Below are 19,286 nucleotides of genomic sequence, written 5' to 3' on the forward strand. Positions count from 1 at the left end.
CGGCTCTTGTTTTTCCGTTGAGCAAGCTCCACTACCCAGCAACACTACAAGAAAAAAACAGTACCGGCGCGTGGCAAAACCCATGAGAACAATTGGAAGTTAGCTCTTCCATACGCGGAAACGCCACGCACGTTTGCCCCAACTACTGCTCAGTTGCGCGCCACGCAGCTAAGTCCTCGGCCGTGTCAATGTCGCGCAGCACGGGTAGCAGCGCCACGCGCAACCCTAGGTGCGCCGCGTCGGCCAACGTGGTAGCTAGCACATCGGCTGTGCTCCATGCCTTATTCTGAAACAGCTCGCTATGCAATTGCTTCATCCCTAGCAAGTAATACCCCCCATCGGCGGCCGGCCCGAGCACAAGGTCGTGCGTCGATAAAGCTTGGAAAGCATCCGTCAAATGTCCCTTTGTCAGCGCCGGACAGTCGGTGCCAATAATAACCGCCGAAGTTGCGCCCTGGTGGAAGGCTGCTGCAAAAGCTACCTGCATTTTCTGACCTAGGTCGCCGCCGGGCTGCACTTCTTGCTTGAAGCCATGCCACACGTCAGCCACATCTGGTGAAGAAGCGGGCTCGGCAAACCACACCGTTTTAGCCACGTCAGCTAGCCCGTTGGCGGCCTGTTGGGTATGCTGCACCAGCGCTTGGTATACCTCTAAAGCTGCTTCCGGCCCAATGGTGGCCGCCAAGCGAGTCTTCACCCGGCCTAGCTCCGGGTGACGCGCAAAAACAAGTAAATGGTGCAAAAGAGTAAAAGTTAATGAGCCACGGGGCAGCTAAGTTGCTTCGCTCCTTATTATGCTGTTGTGCCGCCGCAACTAGAGCCCGCGCCAGCGGTGCAGCCGTAACAATGCTGATTGATAACAATGGAGCGCTGATCCAGAGCAGCTAGGTTGAAGTCGCGAATGTGCTGCGGAGCGCGGGCATCAACCAGCAAGTCAAGCATCTGATTGAAGTCGCAGTCATATAGTTGCCCATCCCAGCCAATAGAAAGCGTACTGCGGCACATCACATTAGCCGCTGCAACGGGGTTATAAGCAGCAATGAGCTTTTCCATGTAGCCCGTATAGTTGCCGCTTTCCAGCAGATAGTCGAGGAAGCGACTGACTGGCAAGTTGGTAATGGTGAGCAGGTTATTAAACACGATTCCATGCTCCCGTAATAAGCGCTGCTTGAAGTCGCGCTCCAAGCCAATTTGACTGCCGGGCAGGAAGGCACCTGCCGGATTGTATACCAAATCCAGCGTTAAGCCGCTGCCTTCTACGCCGTAGCCCACTTCGTTCAGCATACGCAAGGCTCTGATCGAGCGCTCGAACACGCCGGTTCCTCTTTGTGCATCGGTGCGGCCCGCCGAAAAGTGCGGCAGCGACGACACAACGCGCACCTGATGCTTGGCGAAAAAGGCCGGCAAGTCGTGGTACTTTGGGTTGGCAACAATAATGGTCAGATTGCAGCGCACAATGGTCTGCCGACCTAGAGCCGAAATCTGCTCCACCAGCCAGCGGAAATCCGGGTTCATCTCCGGCGCACCACCGGTTAAGTCAACCACTGAAATATCCGTTTGCGCCAACGCGTCCAGACATAGCTGCATGGTTGCGCGCGTCATGATTTCGGTGCGGTCCGGACCAGCATCGACATGGCAGTGGCGGCAAGTCTGGTTACACATCTTGCCCACGTTGATCTGCATAACGCTGATACCCGTCGGGCGAAGCGGCAGAAGCACCGCCTCACGCAAGCGTGAGGCGAAAGCCGGAAACTGCGCGCCCGTTGCTTCCGCCTGGTTCAGAACGGTTAGCTGGTAATCGGTGTCAGCTAAGGGGTGATGTTGAGCGTGCAGTGACTTCATGTAAATAACGCGCTGAGTAAGTGCTAAATGACGAAGAGAGGAGTGCTAGGTCGGTGAGCAAACCTAGCCTGTGCGAATGTTCTTAGGACTACTAACCCAACTTTTCCGTATATCCTCCCCTCCGCAATCACATCGTCAATTCTTTGGCCTTATTCATCATCTGCACGCCGTGCACTAAGGCCGCGCCGCCTTTGATAGCCGCCGCTACGTGCACAGCTTCCATCATCTGGGCCTCGTCGGCGCCTTTTTGCAACGAATCAGAGGTATAGGCATCAATGCAGTAAGGACACTGCACGGCGTGCGCCACGGCAAGCGCAATCAATGATTTCTCCCGTTCCGTGAGGGCACCATCTTTGAACACTTCCGCGTAGTAGTCGAAGAACTTGCGCCCCATCTCTGGCTGCCACTCGGTGATATTGCCAAATTTGGCGAGGTCGGCGGGGTTATAGTAGGTTGACTTTTCCATGTTCCGTGCGTGGTTATGCGGTGATTGAAAGAATAGCTAGCCAAAAAGCATCTAAAGCCAGACAGCTTTCCTGGCTACAAGGCTAGCTTGTAGTTAGTAAAAGAAATTCCTAGCTAATTGTTTAGGCACGCGGCCCTTATATGCGTTGCACTCGAATCTGCACCCGCTCACCGTCCTCACTGGTGAGGGGTTCGAGCACAATGCGGTCTTCCTCGTCGAAGTAGATAGCGAGGCCCCGCACAATGCCCACGGCTAACGCGCCCATACGGCGCGGCGACACGTAGTTGATCAGGACCTCATCTGGAGCAATGCGCTTCACATCGAGGACCGGAGGTTTGTTGCCGGTGTGCTCCTGGCGTACCCGCGTGTGCATCACGGCCTCCGTATGCTCCAGCATCTCCAGCGTCCGCCAGTCGGGGTCTACTAGCTTGTGGTACATGTACATTAAGTCGGGCACCAAGTATTCCCCAAACTTCTCCTGAAGCTTCTCGGCTGGAATACCGGTCATTTCGGCTGCTTTGCCTACTAACGCGAAAAGGTGCGCGTCGGGGTACACGTCGCGGTGGTTAAAGTCGTCCGCGCTCAACCCAGCGTTGGCTACTAGCTGAATCCAAGTACTATGGTCGTACTGCGTCTGGACGTAACGCTTCAGGAGCAAGAAGATGGTTCCGTGCACTTGTTTTTTGCTTGTAGTCTACCTTTTCCTAGATTCTGTTACGCCTTCAACAACTGCTGCTTTAAATAAAATAAAGCGTCGCAAGAGTCATCGAACTCCTGCGACGCTTCATCGCTAAGCCACTATGTGCTTACTACTAGATGTTGCCAATAACGGTCATCGTAGAAAGTGTTGGCGTTGGGCTGCCACCCTCCTTCTCAACGGTCATCGCAAAGGCCTGAGCACTAGCAATATTCTTCATCTGCTGCAAACTATCGCCGGCAGCAGTAGCCGAGGCTAGCACCCCAGCATCCACAGGCTTGCCTTGGTCGAGCGCCCACAGCTGATACTGTTTGCCGGGTGGTGGTGCGGGCAATTTGCGCACATCCAAGTACACGGCTTTGGTCGTGGGGTTGTAGAGTACCCTAGCTTTCGCCCCTGGGGCCGACGGCGTGCCTACCAGCGCTACCGTTTTGAACTGGTCGCTGCGCAGCACGGCTAGCTCTTGGTTGCGGTAAGACAACGTTTTATTTACTGCCTGCACTGTAGAGGCAAACCCAGCTTGTTGATTTTGTGCAACTACTAGGTCTGTCTCGGCCTGCTTCCATTTGTTATAAAACACCAGGTTGGCAGCACCGCTCAAAACCAGTAGTGCCACGGCGGCGGCCATGCTCCAGCTTACCCGAAAGGGTACAATTTTAGGGTCTTCAACTTCAGCAGCTGGCGCGGTCATTTGGCGCACGACTGGCTCCGGTGAGCTAGCTGTTGGCGCCGGTGCTGCGTCTTGCCGAATGGCGGCATGAAAGCCTGCCAAAACCCGCTCTTTCATGCCGGAAGGTGGCGTGAGAGCGTGTGCTTCTCCGTAGATGCCTAGCGCGCTTTCGATCTGCTCGAGCTCTGCCCGAACCTCCGGATACGCGGCAGCTTGACGTTCTACGTCAGCGCGTTGCGTGTCGTCCAGTTCGCCGAGGGCGTACTGTTCGAGGATGCCTGATTCGATATATTCCTGGATGTTCACGGCTATCGAATCAGTTTTGCGAGTACCTTGATTGCGGCCCTGGCCCGGGTCTTTACCGTGCCGAGGGGTAAATTGAGTTCTTCTGCCACTTCGCTTTGCGTAAATCCGCCGAAATAAAGCAGGTCAATGATTTGTTTCTGCTCAGGGTTGAGCTGACGGGTCACTTCCTGCAGACCAATGTGCTCAGGCCGGAACGACGGTTCGGCGGCCTGGCGCAGCGCTGCACTTTCTTCTATCGGCTGCGTACGACTATTTACGCGGTACTGTCGAGACCGGATTTTGTCAATCGCTAAATTTCGACTGATATTTAAAACCCACGTGAATAATCTGCCTTTAGAGGCATCGTAGGACTGGAATGAGTGCCATATTTTGACTAAACTTTCCTGGAGTACATCCTCTGCTATTTCCTCTTTTTTTACAATTCGGAAGATCACGCCATACAGCGCAGCAGAATACTTCTCATAGAAAAGCGTCATGGCAGACTCGTCCCGGGCGCGGAGGCGCTGCACCAGCAGCTCCTCTGAAACTGGCGTGGGTAATTCGGGGGTAGTGGCAGACACGGCTACGATAGAGAATTAGACTTGTCACCAGTTCTGAGAGACCAACGACGAGACGAAAGTAAACATTAAGCGTGCACTTCGACAACCAAGTTAGTGCCATATCACTTTTTGGTGTCGAGGTCTAAGCTGCTACGGGTGCTTGTCGTGCAGGGTTCACAGACGAGCTTATCCTATCCAATTTCGTGATCTGCTTACCAGTAGAGGCGCTGGATTCGCACTTTTCTTCTCGAATAAATTCTTGCTAAGCGGTACAGCATAGCGGTCAGCAGCAGTTTCAAAACGCAGAATTTTGCGTCTTTACAGGCCCCAACGTCCGTACACAGAACCTTACTTTCTTGTTTACTACGCAAAGACAAGCGCGCATTCGTACGGCCCACCCGCCTACGTCAACAACCTGCTCTGTCTGCTGCTACCTAGCTTCTTTTTCATTCGTCATGGCAATTGAGTCTTTCAATCCCTACACCAACCGTGTTGTTCGGCGCTTTCAGGCATTTTCCTGGGTCAAGACCGAACGCATTCTAGCCCAAGCGGCCCAGGCGGTCCGCACTTGGCGCACTACTTCGTTTGAACACCGTGCTGCGTGCATGCATCGGGCCGCCGAGCTGTTGCGCGAGCGGCAAGATGAGCTAGCGCGTATCATGGCCGTGGAGATGGGCAAACCCGTTGCAGATGGCCGCGGCGAAGTGCAGAAGTGCGCCCTTACCTGCGACTACTACGCCGAGCATGCCGAGGCGTTCCTGAGCGATGAGCCCCTGCAGTCGGAAGCAGCCCGCAGCTTTATTGCTTACGAACCCCTAGGTGTGGTATTGGCCGTGATGCCTTGGAATTTTCCGTTCTGGCAAGTAGTACGCTTCGCAGCGCCCGCCCTAATGGCTGGTAATGTGGGGCTGCTGAAGCACGCTTCCAACGTGCCGCAGTGCGCGCTGGCGCTGGAAAAAATATTCCATGACGCTGGCTTTCCGCCAGCTACGTTCCGTGCGTTGCTCATCGAAACCGATCTGGTTGCCAAGCTCATTGAGGACGACCGGGTGCAGGCCGTTACCCTTACGGGCAGCGAGCTAGCCGGGTCGAGAGTAGCCGCCGTGGCGGGGGCCAACATTAAAAAGGCGGTACTGGAGCTAGGTGGCTCCGATGCCTTCATTGTGCTGGCCGACGCCGATCTGGAGCTTGCAGCCAAAACCGCCGCTCAGGCGCGCATGATTAACTCCGGCCAGAGTTGCATCGCGGCCAAGCGCTTTATTGTGGAGAAATCTATTCTCAAGGAATTTGTGGCCCAGCTGAAGGCGCACCTGCAAGCCATGCGCACCGGCGATCCGCTCGACGAAGCTACGCAGTTTGGCCCTCTCGCCCGCCCCGACCTAGCTGACGAGTTGACCGCGCAAGTCAACGACTCAGTGGCGGCGGGCGCCAAGGTGGAGCTAGCAGGTGGGCAGGATAAACCTGGCTCTGCGTTATTCCGCCCGATGATTATTTCGAGAGTGAAGCCCAAACAACGCGCTTACCACGAGGAGCTGTTCGGCCCTGTGGCCATCGTCATGGAGGCCAAAGATGCCGACGATGCCATTCGCCTGGCCAACGATTCGCGTTTTGGCTTAGGCGGAGCTGTCTGGACGCGCGACGTGCAGCGCGGCGAGGAGCTAGCCCGCCGCGTTGAGTCGGGGGCTGTGTTTGTGAATGCCATGGTGAAGTCGTCGCCGGAAGTACCGTTTGGCGGCGTAAAGAAATCCGGCTACGGGCGGGAGCTTTCGTACCTAGGTATTCGGGAGTTCGTGAACCAAAAATCGATTTGGATCGGTGGCGAAGCTCCGCCTAAGCAAAAGAAAGTAGAGTAAGCTAGATCTAAGCTAAGCTCCCCTCCTTTTTTAAGGAGGGGTTGGGGGTGGTCCTGTTAGAGCTAGAAGACTAGAACTAGTATCGTTCAACAAGAGGAACCACCCCCAACCCCTCCTTAAAAAAGGAGGGGAGCTTCGTTCTGATCAGCGCTTTCTAGCAGTACCCTAGGAGCTTGTATGTTACATAGCCCGTTATTTCATGAAAAAGCAAACTCCAGGTACCCAAAGCGCCCGCCTCTGGAATAGGCCAGTAGCTCGCTGACTCTTCCAGATCGGTGGTGCGGAAGTCGACGGGGAAGAGTGCGGGGTTAAGGCCAACCTTGCGAAAGCACCCCGCCGCCCGGCGCATGTGAAACGCCGACGTGACTAGTACCAGAGATTTGATTTCGGGATGGCGCGCGAGCAGTTCTTTGGTGAACAAGGCATTTTCGCGGGTATTGCGGCTTCGGTCTTCCAACAGGATATCCGCCTGCGGCACCCCGCATAGTCGCAGCAGGGTATTTACTTCCGCCGCTTCGGTGTGCACGTACTTGTCGATGTCGCCGGAGCCGCCCGACACGATGATGCGCCGCACCCGGTGCGTACGGTACAGCCAAAGCGTGTGCGTCAGGCGGTCGGCGGCACTGGAGAGATATACCCGGTCGTGCGGCGACTTATGGGTGTTGGCCATGCCGGTCAGCAGCACCGCTGCGTCGTGGGGCGCAATGGTGCGCACGGATACAGGCGGCAGTTCCCAAGCCAGCAAGGCCCGGTTCGATAATGCGGCATTTGTGCCGACGAGCGCCACAACCAACGCAGCTATCACGAACCGTTTGCGCCGAACAGGTTGGCGAGTAATTAGCGCCGCAACCAGCAACGCGACCAGCCACGTCGCGGGCATCACGACGTAGTACAGAAACTTGGATAGTAGAAAAAACACGCTTGCGAAGCTAGGATAAAATAAGCGAGGACCAACGCCCGCTACGAGCCACGATTCGTGAACAGCCAGCGTCACGGGGTTCTCCGGTGCTCTTCCCTACTGGTAGGTAAAACGCCCAAACGGTCGTGCTGCTTAAGCAACACGACCGTTTGGGCGTTTAGACCAACTAGAAGCTAGGTAGTGGTTGGCAGGAAATCGCGCAACCGTTGCAGCATTCCGTGCACTTCTTGTTCGGTAGTAAGTGTGTCGCACTCCAAGATCCGACCTTGGCAGTAGCTGACAAAGAACGGTGCTATCTTCTCTTGCATCATCTTCTTGGCCACCGGATTCTCATCCGAGTTTAGGCGCAAAAACAGAATGTGCTCAAACGGCTTTTCGTCGGCGAACTTAGCGAAGGGCGGAGCTAGCTGCTCGCAGATGTCGCAATTCTCAGAGGTGAATTTGGCGAACACCTTCAGGTGGTCGTGCGTGAGATGACGAAGACCTTCGTCGTTGGTATCCACGACGCGCATGCGTTCAGATACTTTCATAGGCAGGGCAGATAAGGTAAGGGGGACTTTGAGACCAGCAAAGCTAGCTTTGGTATGTTTGGGAGGACAGACAAGCAAGCGGCTCTGAAAAATTCCCCAAGAGCGGCTTTTTCCACGACTTCTAAAAGGCAGATTTCTACTTTTTCAACATCATCTCCCGGATGTACTTCACGGGTGCGCTACCGTAACTCAGAAACTGCTCATTAAACGCCTTTATGTTGAATTCTTTACCCTCGCGCTTTTTCAACTCTTCGCGCAAGTCGTAGATGGCGGTGTAGCCGGTGAAGTAGCTGCTGAGCTGCACCTGTGATAGGGTAGCACGGCGCCACTTATTGCGAGCTTCGCTTTCTTCCTGGAACCCATCACGCTGCAAAAGGGCTAGGGTCTGGGCCTCGGTGATGTTGCCAACGTGTACCTCATGGTCGAGAATGGCGTTCAGGGTCACGCGCATGTTCCACTTATCCCACATCAGCCAGATTTCGTCGGTGTTGTCACCGTAGCCGCTTTCCAGCATCATGCGCTCGGCGTACACGGCCCAGCCTTCAATCATGGCGCCGTTGCCGAAAATGGACTTGATGAGCGAGGGCGAACGGTTGGCGTACACCAGCTGCGTGTAGTGCCCCGGAATGGCCTCGTGGATGTTCAGGATTTGAAGCGTGTAGTCGTTGTACTCGCGCAAGTAGCTCTGCGCCTGCGCGGCCGGTTGCCCGTCGAGGGGCTCCACGTTGTAGTACGTGTTGGCTGCTTTATCATAAGGGCCAGGCGCCGATACCGAAGCCCCGGCGCCGCTGCCACGCATATAAAGGGGCGTTTCGCGCACGACCAACGGCTTGCTTGGATCCTGGGTCAGTAGCTTATGATCGTTCACGAATTTCACCAGCACTGGAATCTGCTGCTTCACGGCCGCCACGAATCCAGCCTGCGTGGCGTGCTTTTCAGAGAGCTTACCAACAACCTGCTTGATGAGCGCCAACGAATCGGTAGGCACAGGTTGACCGGCAAAGTACTTAGGCCATAGGCGCGTAGCGCGCTGGTGCATGTCGCGGAGTAGCTCGCGGCGGTGCTGCTGGGCTTTTTGGTACACTTCGTCGGCGGTGTAGCTCGACTGAATATCGTAGGCGAACTTCTTATCGAACAACTCCTTACCTAGCCGGAAGCTGCGAAACTTACCGGCGGGCATTACTTCTCCCTTCAGAAAAGCAACGTAAGATTCCATGGCTTGGCGCGCAACCGTGATTCGGTCGCGCAGCTGCTGCTTTTCCCGCTCCGACAAGCCCGACCTCGCGACCGAGTCGAGCAATGGTTTGCCGAACACGTTCAGCCCGCCTTGGTTTTGCAGGATTGCTAGCTCGGTGTGCTCTTTGGTGGGCTGCTTGATGTTGGCTTTGGCGGCTTCGTAATAATCAGTAGCCCGCCAAAGCTTAAAGGAAATAGAACGCAGGCGCCGGTCGAGCGGCTGGTAGCGGCCGTTGAGAATTTCAGCTACCGACGAAGCTAGGTTGTAGTTGGCCGGGTTCCACTGCCAGTCGCGGAGTGTGTCGGCGTACCAGCGGGCACGGTTGAGGTAGTTCTCAATGAGACGGTAGTCCGTCTGGTTGTTCACCGAGAGCTTCCCCGCCTCAATGCTTAGCAGTTGCTTGCGGGCCCGCACCTGAAAGGCCGAGTCGAGCTGCCGACGCCCAGCGTTGGGTATTACTAACAGCGAATCGTACTTGTGAAAACCAGCGCCCGACGCCCACTTCGGGTTATAATACCAGAGCGAATCGATAAAACTAGGCTTGAAGCGCTCAAAAACCGCATCGGGCTGCATATCGGCTTCGGCCTGCTTGCGGCTATCCGATTTGCCGCAGCCAGAGAGCAAGGCTGCCGTAGCGAAGCTAGCTAGGAGAACTTTTGAGGAGAAATGGATCATATAAAATTATAGAAACAGAGTCATGGTCGAGTTAAACGCTACTTCTACGCGCTTAGCTGTCTTGTGGGTGTTTCGCGAGGCTACTACGGGCATAACCTGGTGAGACCTAGGCGTGAGGCGTTGTAAAAACGTAGATAATCCACTATGTCCGTGAAAACTGGGTGGTGGTCATTACGCTGTGCAAACAAAGTACTTACTTACAGCACTTTCCCCCACCCAACTATTCTTAGCCAATGAAGTTTTTTTCCCGCTTAAGCCTGTTGACCGGGCTAGGCCTAGCCTTGCTCGGCTCCGCCCGCGCCCAAACTCCCGCTGTGCCGCCGGTGCAGAAAGCCCCTATTATGAGTCGGTGGGCCAAAAAGGTGACACCCGACAATGCCTGGCGCGAATACCCCCGTCCACAGATGGTGCGCCCGCAGTGGCTGAACCTGAACGGCCAGTGGGACTACGCCGTTACGCTCCAAACGGCCCCTACGCCAACGGCGTTCGATGGTCAGATTCTGGTGCCTTTCTGCCTGGAATCGACGCTGTCGGGCGTGACGAAGCCGCTGCAAGCCGACCAGCGTCTTTGGTACCGACGGCAGTTGCAGGTGCCAGCGGCCTGGCAAGGACAACGGGTGCTACTGCACTTTGGCGCTGTCGATTACCAGTGTAGCCTATGGATGAACGGCGGCCTGGTGGGCGCCCACACCGGCGGCTCCGACCCGTTCACCTTTGATGTTACCAACTTTTTGAAAGCTGGCGGCACCAACGAGCTGCTGCTAGGGGTAACCGACCCCACCTCGACCGACGAACAGCCCCGCGGCAAGCAACTGCTGAATCCTAATGGCATTTGGTACACCCCCGTGTCCGGCATCTGGCAGACGGTGTGGCTGGAGCCGGTGCCTGCCGCGGGCTACTTGGAAGAAGTGCGGCTGACGCCCGAGGTAGACTCTAGCCGCTTGCGGGTGGAAGCCCTCGTGCACCGCCCAACCGAAGACTACACCACCGCCATCCGCCTCACTGCCCTCGATGGCAAAAAGACGGTGGCAACAACCCTAGTGCGCGCCGGGCAGGTGGCTTACCTCAACCTTCCTAGCCCCAAGCTCTGGTCACCCGACAGTCCCTTTCTCTACGACCTAAAAACGGAGTTCGTGACAGTGCAGGACCCCTTCGGCACTACACCCCGCAACCAGCGTCCTCGCAACGAGCGAGCCGTGGCGGCGGCTTATGCCAAAGCTACCGTGACGGGCGCACCGGTCGATGCCGTGACGGGCTACTTTGCCATGCGCAAGATTTCAGTGGGCCCAGGTCCCATACCTGGTCAACCGGTGCTGCTACTCAACAACAAGTTCGTCTTTCAAAACGGACCGCTGGACCAGGGCTGGTGGCCGGCTAGCTTGCTCACGCCACCCTCCGATGAGGCCATGGTCTTTGAGCTAGACTTTCTCAAGCAAGCGGGCTTCAACATGCTACGCAAGCACATCAAGGTAGAACCTGACCGCTACTACTATCACTGCGACCGGCTGGGGCTGCTGGTATGGCAGGATATGCCCTCGGGCTTTTTCGATATGCCGGCGCAAAATGAGCGCTCTGGAGCGATACAGGAGCCACTACGCCGCTCAGTCGCCAAAGAGCAGTTTGAGTTGGAGTTGCACCGCCTCGTCGATCGCCTCTACAACCACCCTAGCATCGTGACCTGGGTGGTACACAACGAGGGCTGGGGCGAGTACGACAACCCGCGCTTAGCGGCGCAAGTGCAGGCCTTGGACCCGAGCCGACTGGTAAACGCCGTAAGCGGCTGGAACGACCGGGGCGCCGGAAACTTCTACGACATTCACACCTACGAGCCAGAACCTAGGGCTCCGCAAGCACAGGCAAACCGGGCCATCGTTATCGGCGAATTTGGGGGCATCGGCTGGCCCATCGAGGGACACCTCTGGAACCCGGCCATGCGCAACTGGGGCTATCAGACCTACAAGGATGCGAAAGCAGTGGAGGAAGCTTACCAGAAGAAGTACGCCAAAATTGTAGAATACTATCAAAAGAACGGGCTCTCAGCAGCCGTATACACCCAAACCACCGACGTAGAGGGCGAAATAAACGGCCTACTGACCTACGACCGGGAGGTCATCAAGATTCCGGTGAAGACGCTGCGCAAGATTCACGCGCCACTGCTCAAGTAGCTCGCCTCTTGGTATAGCACCCCGCTCTACTCCTTACAACTAGCTGCTTAGCTTCCGCTTTATACACAAACAGCCTGGAAACGTGTCGTTTCCAGGCTGTTTGTTTTCTACCTAATAAAAGCAGACCTAGCTTCCTTTAGCCGACCTAGCTCCTCGCCTACTTGCCCACCACTTTATACAGCATGCCGGCGCTGAGCTTGTCCGTGGTTTGCATGCCGTTCAGAATGGCTAGCTCCTGGTGACGCTTCGCCGGGATGCCGTTGGCGGTAAGCGCCTGGGCGAGCGTCTGGCCAGCTTTGGCAGTTTTGATGCGAACTTTCTCCGACTGCCGATTGAGTTTGCTAGCATCGGTGAGGCGGGCAAAGCCTTGGGCTACCCGCTGAAACTGCGTCCCGTACGTGTCCAACGTGTTAGGCGCGCACAGCCCAATCAGCGCGTACAGCCTTTTGCCATCCTGAATAACGTAGGAGAGCGTGCTAGCCGTAATACTCTGCCCACCCGATTGGCTTTGCCCCACTTGGTTGCCTTGCACCGCCACGGCAGGAAAGCCGTTGATAGTCGTGCGCGACGCTTGCGGCGACTGAAGCTTCAGCTGCTCCGCTAGGCTCTGGGCGGCGGCCTCCAAGGTGCCGTTGCCGGCTGTGGTTAGGATTTGCACGGCCTTGCCACTAGGCTCAGCCATCTGAAACTGCGTGGGCGAGTTCTGCGTCTTCCAGCCGCTAGGTACCGGAAACTGGAATTTCAGGTCGGGATGGTAGAACATGCTACCTTCCACAAAGCCCTGTCGTGGGTCTTCGCCGTAGGGAAGCCCTTCTAGCATCCGCAGGTAAGAATTTCGATTGACGGTGAGCGTACGCCCTCCAACCTGCTGTTTGGCATTGGCAGCCAGCTGTTTCACGGTGGTGTAGCGGTCGGCAGAATTCGGGTGCGAAGACAGGAAATCGGGCACAGCCTCGGCTCCACTAGCTGCCTGCTCTCGTTGCAGCGTTTGGAAAAAATCGGCCATTTGGCTCGCATCGTAGCCAATTTTGGTGCTGTAAGCGACTCCTAGCTGGTCCGATTCCCGCTCGTCGTCGCGGCCATACTTTAAAAATAATAGCCCCACCCCCTGCGACAGTGGCTGCGCCATCTGCGCAATTCGACTCGAAAAGATGGACCCTAGCAGCAGCGCACCGGTGGCTAGCGTGGAGCGCGTTTGCTGCTTCTGCCCATGCTTGGCCGTGATGTGTCCGATTTCGTGCCCTAATACTCCGGCAAACTGCGCTTCGTTGTTGAAGTGCGCCATAATACCACGAGTGAAGTAGACGTTGCCATCCGGCGCCGCAAACGCGTTGATGATGGGCGAATCGACAATGGTAAAGTTGTAGCCGTAGCTAGCGCGGTTCGAGATAGCCGCCATTTGCTGGCCTTTCACGTCGATGAACTTCTGCAACGGCTCATTATTGAGCAAGCCAAACTGCGCAATTACCTCCGGGTCGGCCTGCTTGGTTTGTTGGGGCGCACGAAACGCAGTAGCACCGGCCAACGGAAGCAACAACCCGAACGTGGCGAGACGAGGATGGTGGGTAAAGAAGGAAAACAGATTCATAGCAAATAGGGAGAGTGGGTGGAAAAACAGAACAACAGCGCCTATTTTGTTGCGGGAAACGCGAGCCGCTACCTACGCTAGGCGAAATTTGTACCAACCGCAGCAAAAGTAGGATAATGACTAGTTTTTAATGAAATACTATGTAACTCGACAGTAGGTTGCTCTGGCCTGATGTTGGTTGAGCTGCTTCTCAGGACCTAAGGCTACTCCTCTCCCTCAGCCTGCGGATTTTACACTTATTACTTCTTATGGCATGAGCCGATTGCACCTTCTTTTCCCTTTTGCCCTACTCGCCTGTTCCCAGCAATCTGCCGACCAGCCCGCTACGGTTCGTGCTCCTTACATCACGCCGGTCTCGGCAGCCCAGGCTCCAGCCGGCTTCCCCGAAACCTTTGAAGCTGGCAGCAAAGGCGCGTACGCCGAGGCCGATGAAACCTTAGGCTCTGGCTCCTGGCATTTTACGGAGGCCCTGATCGGAACCTCCGAGCAAGATCACAAACGCGGCGAACACGCTGCTCGTCTGCGTGAGCGGGGCCGCCTGCGCATGAACTTCGATGCGCCACGCGGGGTGCGCAGCATTCGCGTCAGCAGCGCCAGCTACGGCGACGATGCCCCGAGCACCTGGGAGTTGTGGGCCAGCTCCGATGGTGGTCGCCGTTACGTGCGCCTCGGTCAGTCGGTGCGCACTAGTGCCCGCCTTGTGGCTACCACCTTCCCGGCTCCTACCGCGGGTGCACTTCGCCTGGAAATTCGCAAAACGGATAAGGGTAAAGGGCGCCTGAACATCGATGATATTGTGCTGGATGCTTCTGGTAGTGTAGCACCTAGCCCGGCACCTAGGCCGAGCGCTTCGTTGCCTAGCCTCCCTCCTGCTACCACGCGCCAAGCCACCGCTGTTGTTACCAGCCGCGACGATAACATGGCCTTAGGCAACCCCAGTGGGGCAACCAGTGACCCGGCCAACGCCACCAATTACTTGCTGGTGCATCCGCAGTTCACCATTGGCTACAACGCCAACCGTGGCACGCCCACCTGGGTGAGTTGGCACCTAAACCGTGCCTGGCGAGGCTCGGCCCCACGCCAAGACGACTTCCGCCCCGACCTAGCCCTGCCCCGCGGCTTCTACCAGGTCACGCCGCGCAGCTACTCAGGCTCAGGCTTCGACAAAGGCCACAATTGCCCTAGTGCCGACCGTACCACCGACCTCGACGATAACTCGGCAACCTTCTTGATGACCAACATGATTCCGCAGGCGCCTAATAACAACCAGCGGACCTGGTCGGCCTTGGAAGAATACGGTCGCTCGCTGGTAGACCGTGGCAATGAAATTTACATCATCATGGGGAGCTACGGCAAAGGCGGCACCGGTGCCAACGGCCTAGCTACGACCCTCGACAATGGCCACGTCACCGTGCCCAAGCGCGTTTGGAAAGTGCTGGTGGTGTTGCCTGAAGGTGGCAACGACCTGCAGCGTATCGCCGCGGGCCAGGCTCGTCTCATCGCCATCGATACTCCTAATGACAATGGTGTCAGCCCCAACTGGGGCCAGTACCGGGTATCCGTCGACGCCATCGAAGCTGCTACTGGCCTAGATTTACTGAGTAAGCTCCCGCTAGAGGTGCAAACGCGTCTGCAAGCTAGCATTGATTCCGGGCCGACGCAGTAGCAGCAAGCCTACACAATACACTGAGCCCCGGCGGGACGACATCCAAGCTAACGTGGAATGTCGTCCCGCCGGGGCTCAGTGTATTTGGTACAAACGAGGAATTACTGCACCTTCTTTTGCCCAAAGAAATTACCGGGGTTCCAGGTCGGGCGGGCAGGGTTTTGAGCAATCTGGTAGCCAATCAGAAAATTGAGCTGCACGTACTTCTTACCGGCTTCAAAGTCAAATACGCCGTTAATATCGTCCTGGGGTTTGTGGTAGTACTTGGCGCGCCACTGCTGCACGGTCTGGCTAAGGTTATTCTGGCCGTCGGCCGTTTTGTTGCCGTACTTGATGTGCAGCGCGGGTATCCCTTGGGCCACAAAGCTGTACTGGTCGCTGCGGATAAAACGGTTCTGCTCGGGCTCCGGGTCATCCTCTACCGTCAGACCTAGGTAGTTGGCAGCATTCGTCACTTGGGTTTGCAACGAGGAGTTCTCCGCGCCCAGCGGCACCACCGATAGCAACGGCGCGATGATGGTCGGCATATCGGTGTTTACGTCAGCCACAATTTGCGCTTTCGGCACGGTTGGGTACTTCGCAAAATAGCCCGAACCCATCAGGCCCATTTCTTCGCCCGTCACCAGCACCAGCAGCACCGAGCGCTTGGGCTTCTCCTTCAGCCGCGAGTATACTTTGCCAATTTCCAGCACGCTCGCCACGCCAGAGGCATTGTCGTGGGCGCCGTTGTAGAGCGAGTCGCCCTCCACAGGCGTGCTGATACCTAGGTGGTCGAGGTGGGCGCTGTGCACCACGTACTCGTTTTTCAGCTTGGCATCAGTGCCCGGAATCTTGCCTACTACGTTATAGCTGTCTACGTCTTGGTAGGTCGAGCGGAACTGCGCCGTCAGGCTGCCGGTCAGCGCCTGCGACATGGGTTTATCGGTGCGCAGTGAGGCTAGGACCCGGCCGGTGTCGGCAGCGGCACCCACAAACAGGTTTTGTAGCGTAGCAGCATTCACGGTACCTAACATGCGAATCTGCTTCGTAGCATAGCTCCGCGACACGGCCACTTTCCCATCCGGCCCTAATACGCTTATCACTCCTTTCGGCTGTGCAATCAGCTTGGCCGTTGGCTTGGTGCTGGCTACTAGCACGCCTACTGCACCGTGGCGAGCAGCAGTTTGCATGATGGTTAGCAGGTCTTCATTGTAGAGAGCTACCGTAGAAGAAAACTTCTTCGGCGCGCCCCGCACAATCACCACCACTTTCCCTTTCGCGTCGACGCCCTTGTAGTCATCGTATCCTAGCTCAGGCGTGCTGATGCCGTAACCGGCAAACACCAGCGGCGCCTGCACGCTCACCTGGGCTTCCTCCGGGTTGGGGTAGAACATAAAATCCTGTCCGTACGCGAGAGTCGGTGCAGTGCCTTGCTGGGCCTGCACCGTCAGCGTAGCACCGGGCGCGGTGAATGCACGACGTAGGCGTACCTTCTGTACATAGGTCCCGTTTTCACCGGCGGGCTGGGCACCTAGCTTTTTGAGCTGCTCGGTGACGTAATCTACCGCCATCTGGTAACCGGGCGTGCCGGGCAAACGGCCTTTTAGCTTATCGTCGGCCAGGTATTGAATATGAGCCTTTATGTCGTTGGGCTGCACTTGGGCTAGGGCGTCTGTAATAGGCTTAGAGACGGTGAAGCTCTGCGCTCGGGCTTGCTGCGCCACGGCCAGACTCCCGAGAAAGAATAGAAAGGGTTTGATGTTCATACTGTGAAGCTACGCAAACGAAAAAATGCCGAAAACTACGAAAGTCGGTGTTACGGACTCACGTTTGCGCATCTTGGCTGCATGCGTCCTCCTATGAAGGACGAGTGAATGGTTGCTAGCAAGCAACAACCATGGCTTCGAATTGCAGCTATCGTGGTAGCACCTATTGGTTAGTTGCTTCTCGACATCAGCTAACGGGTGGTCATTTCCTTTTGAGGGTTAGCCGCTGCTACATGAAACATAATGTTCGCAGACTTCCTATCATCTGAAACAGGTCGCTTCACGAGGCTAGCTACGTTTGCTGGGCTAGGTTGTCCCTTATACTGCCTGACAATAGGCACTTGAGTAAAGGAGAGAGCCGCCCGCCACTTTTTTGCCACTTGAACAGAATTCAACTTAGCACGCTGTCTATTAGTAGCGGATTTTTTACCAGAGTAAGCAAACAAGACCACCAAAATCAGGAGCACGGGCAAGGGCAAAGGCTGACGCATAACGGGAAGTATAAGAATGGTGATTAGGATAAGTTATCTGCCCGATTCCCTAGACCGTATGCTCTCCAACAAAACCCAAACGCACCAGTAAAAGCATTGCGTTTCTGAAGGCACGTTCGTTATCAGGCAGTTAACCAAAGATATATGATCCTGATAATCAAATAGAAGCCTGCCTTATCACATATCCATGTGATTAAAAAGCAACTTTATTATTGTACAAGCTCTCAGCTTCTGATGACAGCTCGCCTGCCGCAAGCACAGAAAAGCCCCGCTGGTACGGCTTCAAGGAAGGCGCACCAGCGGGGCTTGTGGCTTAGAAATTTAAGTAAGGCCTAGGTCTCCGTTAGTACCGTCTTGAAGCCAGCCAGCTTGCCTTCAGAAGTTTTTCCAAGAGCAAACACCTGCACCTGTGGACCCGTGCCGAGGCGGTATACTTGGGTATCTTCTAGCTCCTGCTTCATGTACATCTGCAAGGCTTTGAACCGGTTAGCTAGGTCTACGTCGTTCAACACGCCTTGGTCGGCAGTGTGGTTGCGCAGAAAATAGGTTAACTCCTGCGTTTCTACCTTGGTGTCAGCTGGCTGACCTAGTGCCTTCAGGATGGTGTCATTGGTCAGTTCGCCACTGGGCACGTCATAGCTCACGGGTGAAAGCGGCGCATCTGATTCGCTCACGAAATACAGGCCCGCCACTAGTTGGCTCAGCTGGCCACCAGTGGATTCACCAGGTCCGGTAGTAGAGGCTTTCTCACGTACGGCTTTGGTTTCCTCCGCTTTCGTTGCCAGGGCCGGATCAGCCGCCGCGCCCCGCGGCTCCGACCTAGGTACCTTGTCCATGATGGCTGCTGCGAGTTCCCGCATCCGGTCCTCGGGCACCTTGATCTTGGGGTTGGCAAAATTCATGTCCGACACGTGGTTCATCGGAATCAGGTGAATATGTGCGTGCGGCACTTCTAAACCGATTACAGCTACTCCGATCCGCTTGCACGGCACGGCGGCCCGAACTCCTTGTGCTACGCGTTGCGCAAACAGGTTCAGCTCAGCCAGCTCCTGGGGCGGCATATCGAAGATGTAATCGATTTCGCGCTTCGGAATAACGAGCGTGTGCCCCTCAACCAGCGGCGTAATGTCCAGAAAAGCTAGGTGGTGCTCATCCTCGGCAACTTTGTAAGCCGGCAGCTCACCGCTCACGATACGAGAAAAGATGGAAGGCATAGAGAAGAGTAACTGAGTAGCGAAGGAATTGAGTATGGGCTTACTGCCCCGGGGTGGAGTACGCAGCAGCTTCCTGCCCCAAAGTACGCGGCAAAAAGAAAAAGGGCGAAGCTATTAGCTCCGCCCTTGTCACAATTACTCAGCTGCCCCGCTACTCCGCTACTCATTAGCGGCTGATTTCCAGAACTTCAAACTGAAGTTTGCCGGCGGGTACCGTGATTTCCGCCACATCACCGACCGATTTGCCAAGCAAACCTTTGCCGATGGGTGATTTCACCGAGATTTTGCCGGCAGCTAGGTTCGCTTCTTCCTCAGCCACCAGTGTGTAGTCGAGCACGGCGTTATTTTTCAGGTTCTTCAGCTTCACTTTGCTCATAATCAAAGCTTTGCTGGTATCCATGTTTGTATCATCGATGACACGGGCATTGCCAAGCACTTCTTCCAGCTTCGCAATCTTTAGCTCTAGGTGCCCTTGGGCATCCTTGGCTGCGTCGTATTCGGCATTCTCACTCAGGTCGCCTTTGTCGCGGGCTTCGGCCAACTGCCGGGCTACGTCGGCCCGACCCCGGATCTTGAGTTCTTGCAGCTCATCTTTCAGTTTCTGCAAGCCTTCGGGAGTGTAATAATTAATGGTAGCCATGTCGGAGGGTGGTAAGCTAAAAAACAAGGAGAACGGTCGGCCA

General features: G+C 55.9%; 16 protein-coding genes. 3 read left to right on the forward strand and 13 right to left on the reverse strand.

Going from position 1 to position 19,286, the window contains the following annotated elements; all coding sequences use genetic code 11:
- Positions 1–142 precede the first annotated feature (142 nt).
- From SD425_RS15510 to SD425_RS15535, 6 genes are all read right to left on the reverse strand, one after another.
- A complete protein-coding gene (locus SD425_RS15510) occupies positions 143–742 on the reverse strand; it encodes a TIGR04282 family arsenosugar biosynthesis glycosyltransferase (RefSeq protein ID WP_324670856.1) in 600 nt (199 codons plus the stop codon).
- Between the two features lie 50 nt (positions 743–792).
- Positions 793–1,842, reverse strand: a complete 1,050-nt coding sequence (gene arsS / locus SD425_RS15515) for an arsenosugar biosynthesis radical SAM (seleno)protein ArsS (RefSeq protein WP_324670857.1) — start codon at positions 1,840–1,842, stop codon at positions 793–795.
- Between the two features lie 127 nt (positions 1,843–1,969).
- Positions 1,970–2,308, reverse strand: a complete 339-nt coding sequence (locus SD425_RS15520; protein ID WP_324670858.1) for an arsenosugar biosynthesis-associated peroxidase-like protein — start codon at positions 2,306–2,308, stop codon at positions 1,970–1,972.
- A gap of 136 nt (positions 2,309–2,444) precedes the next feature.
- Entirely contained in the window at positions 2,445–2,984 is a 540-nt protein-coding gene (locus SD425_RS15525; RefSeq protein ID WP_324670859.1) for a heme NO-binding domain-containing protein, read from the reverse strand.
- 136 nt (positions 2,985–3,120) lie between these two features.
- A complete protein-coding gene (locus tag SD425_RS15530; RefSeq protein WP_324670860.1) occupies positions 3,121–3,981 on the reverse strand; it encodes an anti-sigma factor in 861 nt (286 codons plus the stop codon).
- A 2-nt stretch (positions 3,982–3,983) separates the two neighbouring features.
- Positions 3,984–4,541 carry an RNA polymerase sigma factor gene (locus tag SD425_RS15535; RefSeq protein WP_324670861.1) on the reverse strand — a complete coding sequence of 186 codons (558 nt, stop codon included), beginning with the start codon at positions 4,539–4,541 and terminating at the stop codon, positions 3,984–3,986.
- Between the two features lie 434 nt (positions 4,542–4,975).
- Between SD425_RS15535 and SD425_RS15540 the strand changes: the two genes are divergently transcribed.
- Positions 4,976–6,373, forward strand: coding sequence for an NAD-dependent succinate-semialdehyde dehydrogenase (locus tag SD425_RS15540; protein WP_324670862.1), 1,398 nt, complete (start codon positions 4,976–4,978; stop codon positions 6,371–6,373).
- 154 nt (positions 6,374–6,527) lie between these two features.
- Here SD425_RS15540 and SD425_RS15545 read toward each other — a convergent pair whose 3' ends face one another.
- The 3 genes from SD425_RS15545 to SD425_RS15555 all read right to left on the reverse strand — a co-directional run bounded on the left by SD425_RS15545 (position 6,528) and on the right by SD425_RS15555 (position 9,734).
- The gene (locus tag SD425_RS15545) at positions 6,528–7,367 is read right to left on the reverse strand and encodes a YdcF family protein (protein WP_324670863.1); all 840 of its coding nucleotides are present in this window, start codon (positions 7,365–7,367) and stop codon (positions 6,528–6,530) included.
- Between the two features lie 98 nt (positions 7,368–7,465).
- A complete protein-coding gene (locus tag SD425_RS15550; protein WP_324670864.1) occupies positions 7,466–7,822 on the reverse strand; it encodes a thioredoxin family protein in 357 nt (118 codons plus the stop codon).
- 136 nt (positions 7,823–7,958) lie between these two features.
- Positions 7,959–9,734, reverse strand: a complete 1,776-nt coding sequence (locus SD425_RS15555) for a DUF885 domain-containing protein (protein ID WP_324670865.1) — start codon at positions 9,732–9,734, stop codon at positions 7,959–7,961.
- A gap of 233 nt (positions 9,735–9,967) precedes the next feature.
- Between SD425_RS15555 and SD425_RS15560 the strand changes: the two genes are divergently transcribed.
- The gene (locus SD425_RS15560; RefSeq protein ID WP_324670866.1) at positions 9,968–11,899 is read left to right on the forward strand and encodes a glycoside hydrolase family 2 protein; all 1,932 of its coding nucleotides are present in this window, start codon (positions 9,968–9,970) and stop codon (positions 11,897–11,899) included.
- 157 nt (positions 11,900–12,056) lie between these two features.
- Here SD425_RS15560 and SD425_RS15565 read toward each other — a convergent pair whose 3' ends face one another.
- Positions 12,057–13,487, reverse strand: a complete 1,431-nt coding sequence (locus tag SD425_RS15565; protein WP_324670867.1) for a M48 family metalloprotease — start codon at positions 13,485–13,487, stop codon at positions 12,057–12,059.
- Positions 13,488–13,740: 253 nt separating this feature from the next.
- Between SD425_RS15565 and SD425_RS15570 the strand changes: the two genes are divergently transcribed.
- Entirely contained in the window at positions 13,741–15,153 is a 1,413-nt protein-coding gene (locus SD425_RS15570; protein WP_324670868.1) for a DNA/RNA non-specific endonuclease, read from the forward strand.
- A gap of 101 nt (positions 15,154–15,254) precedes the next feature.
- Here SD425_RS15570 and SD425_RS15575 read toward each other — a convergent pair whose 3' ends face one another.
- The 3 genes from SD425_RS15575 to greA all read right to left on the reverse strand — a co-directional run bounded on the left by SD425_RS15575 (position 15,255) and on the right by greA (position 19,243).
- Positions 15,255–16,898: a M28 family peptidase gene (locus SD425_RS15575; RefSeq protein WP_324670869.1), complete on the reverse strand. Its 1,644-nt coding sequence runs from the start codon at positions 16,896–16,898 to the stop codon at positions 15,255–15,257.
- 823 nt (positions 16,899–17,721) lie between these two features.
- Entirely contained in the window at positions 17,722–18,603 is an 882-nt protein-coding gene (locus SD425_RS15580) for a nuclease A inhibitor family protein (RefSeq protein ID WP_324670870.1), read from the reverse strand.
- A gap of 166 nt (positions 18,604–18,769) precedes the next feature.
- A complete protein-coding gene (gene greA, locus SD425_RS15585) occupies positions 18,770–19,243 on the reverse strand; it encodes a transcription elongation factor GreA (protein ID WP_324670871.1) in 474 nt (157 codons plus the stop codon).
- Positions 19,244–19,286: the final 43 nt, after the last annotated feature.

Source organism: Hymenobacter sp. GOD-10R (genome assembly GCF_035609205.1).
Classification (GTDB): Bacteria; Bacteroidota; Bacteroidia; order Cytophagales; family Hymenobacteraceae; genus Hymenobacter.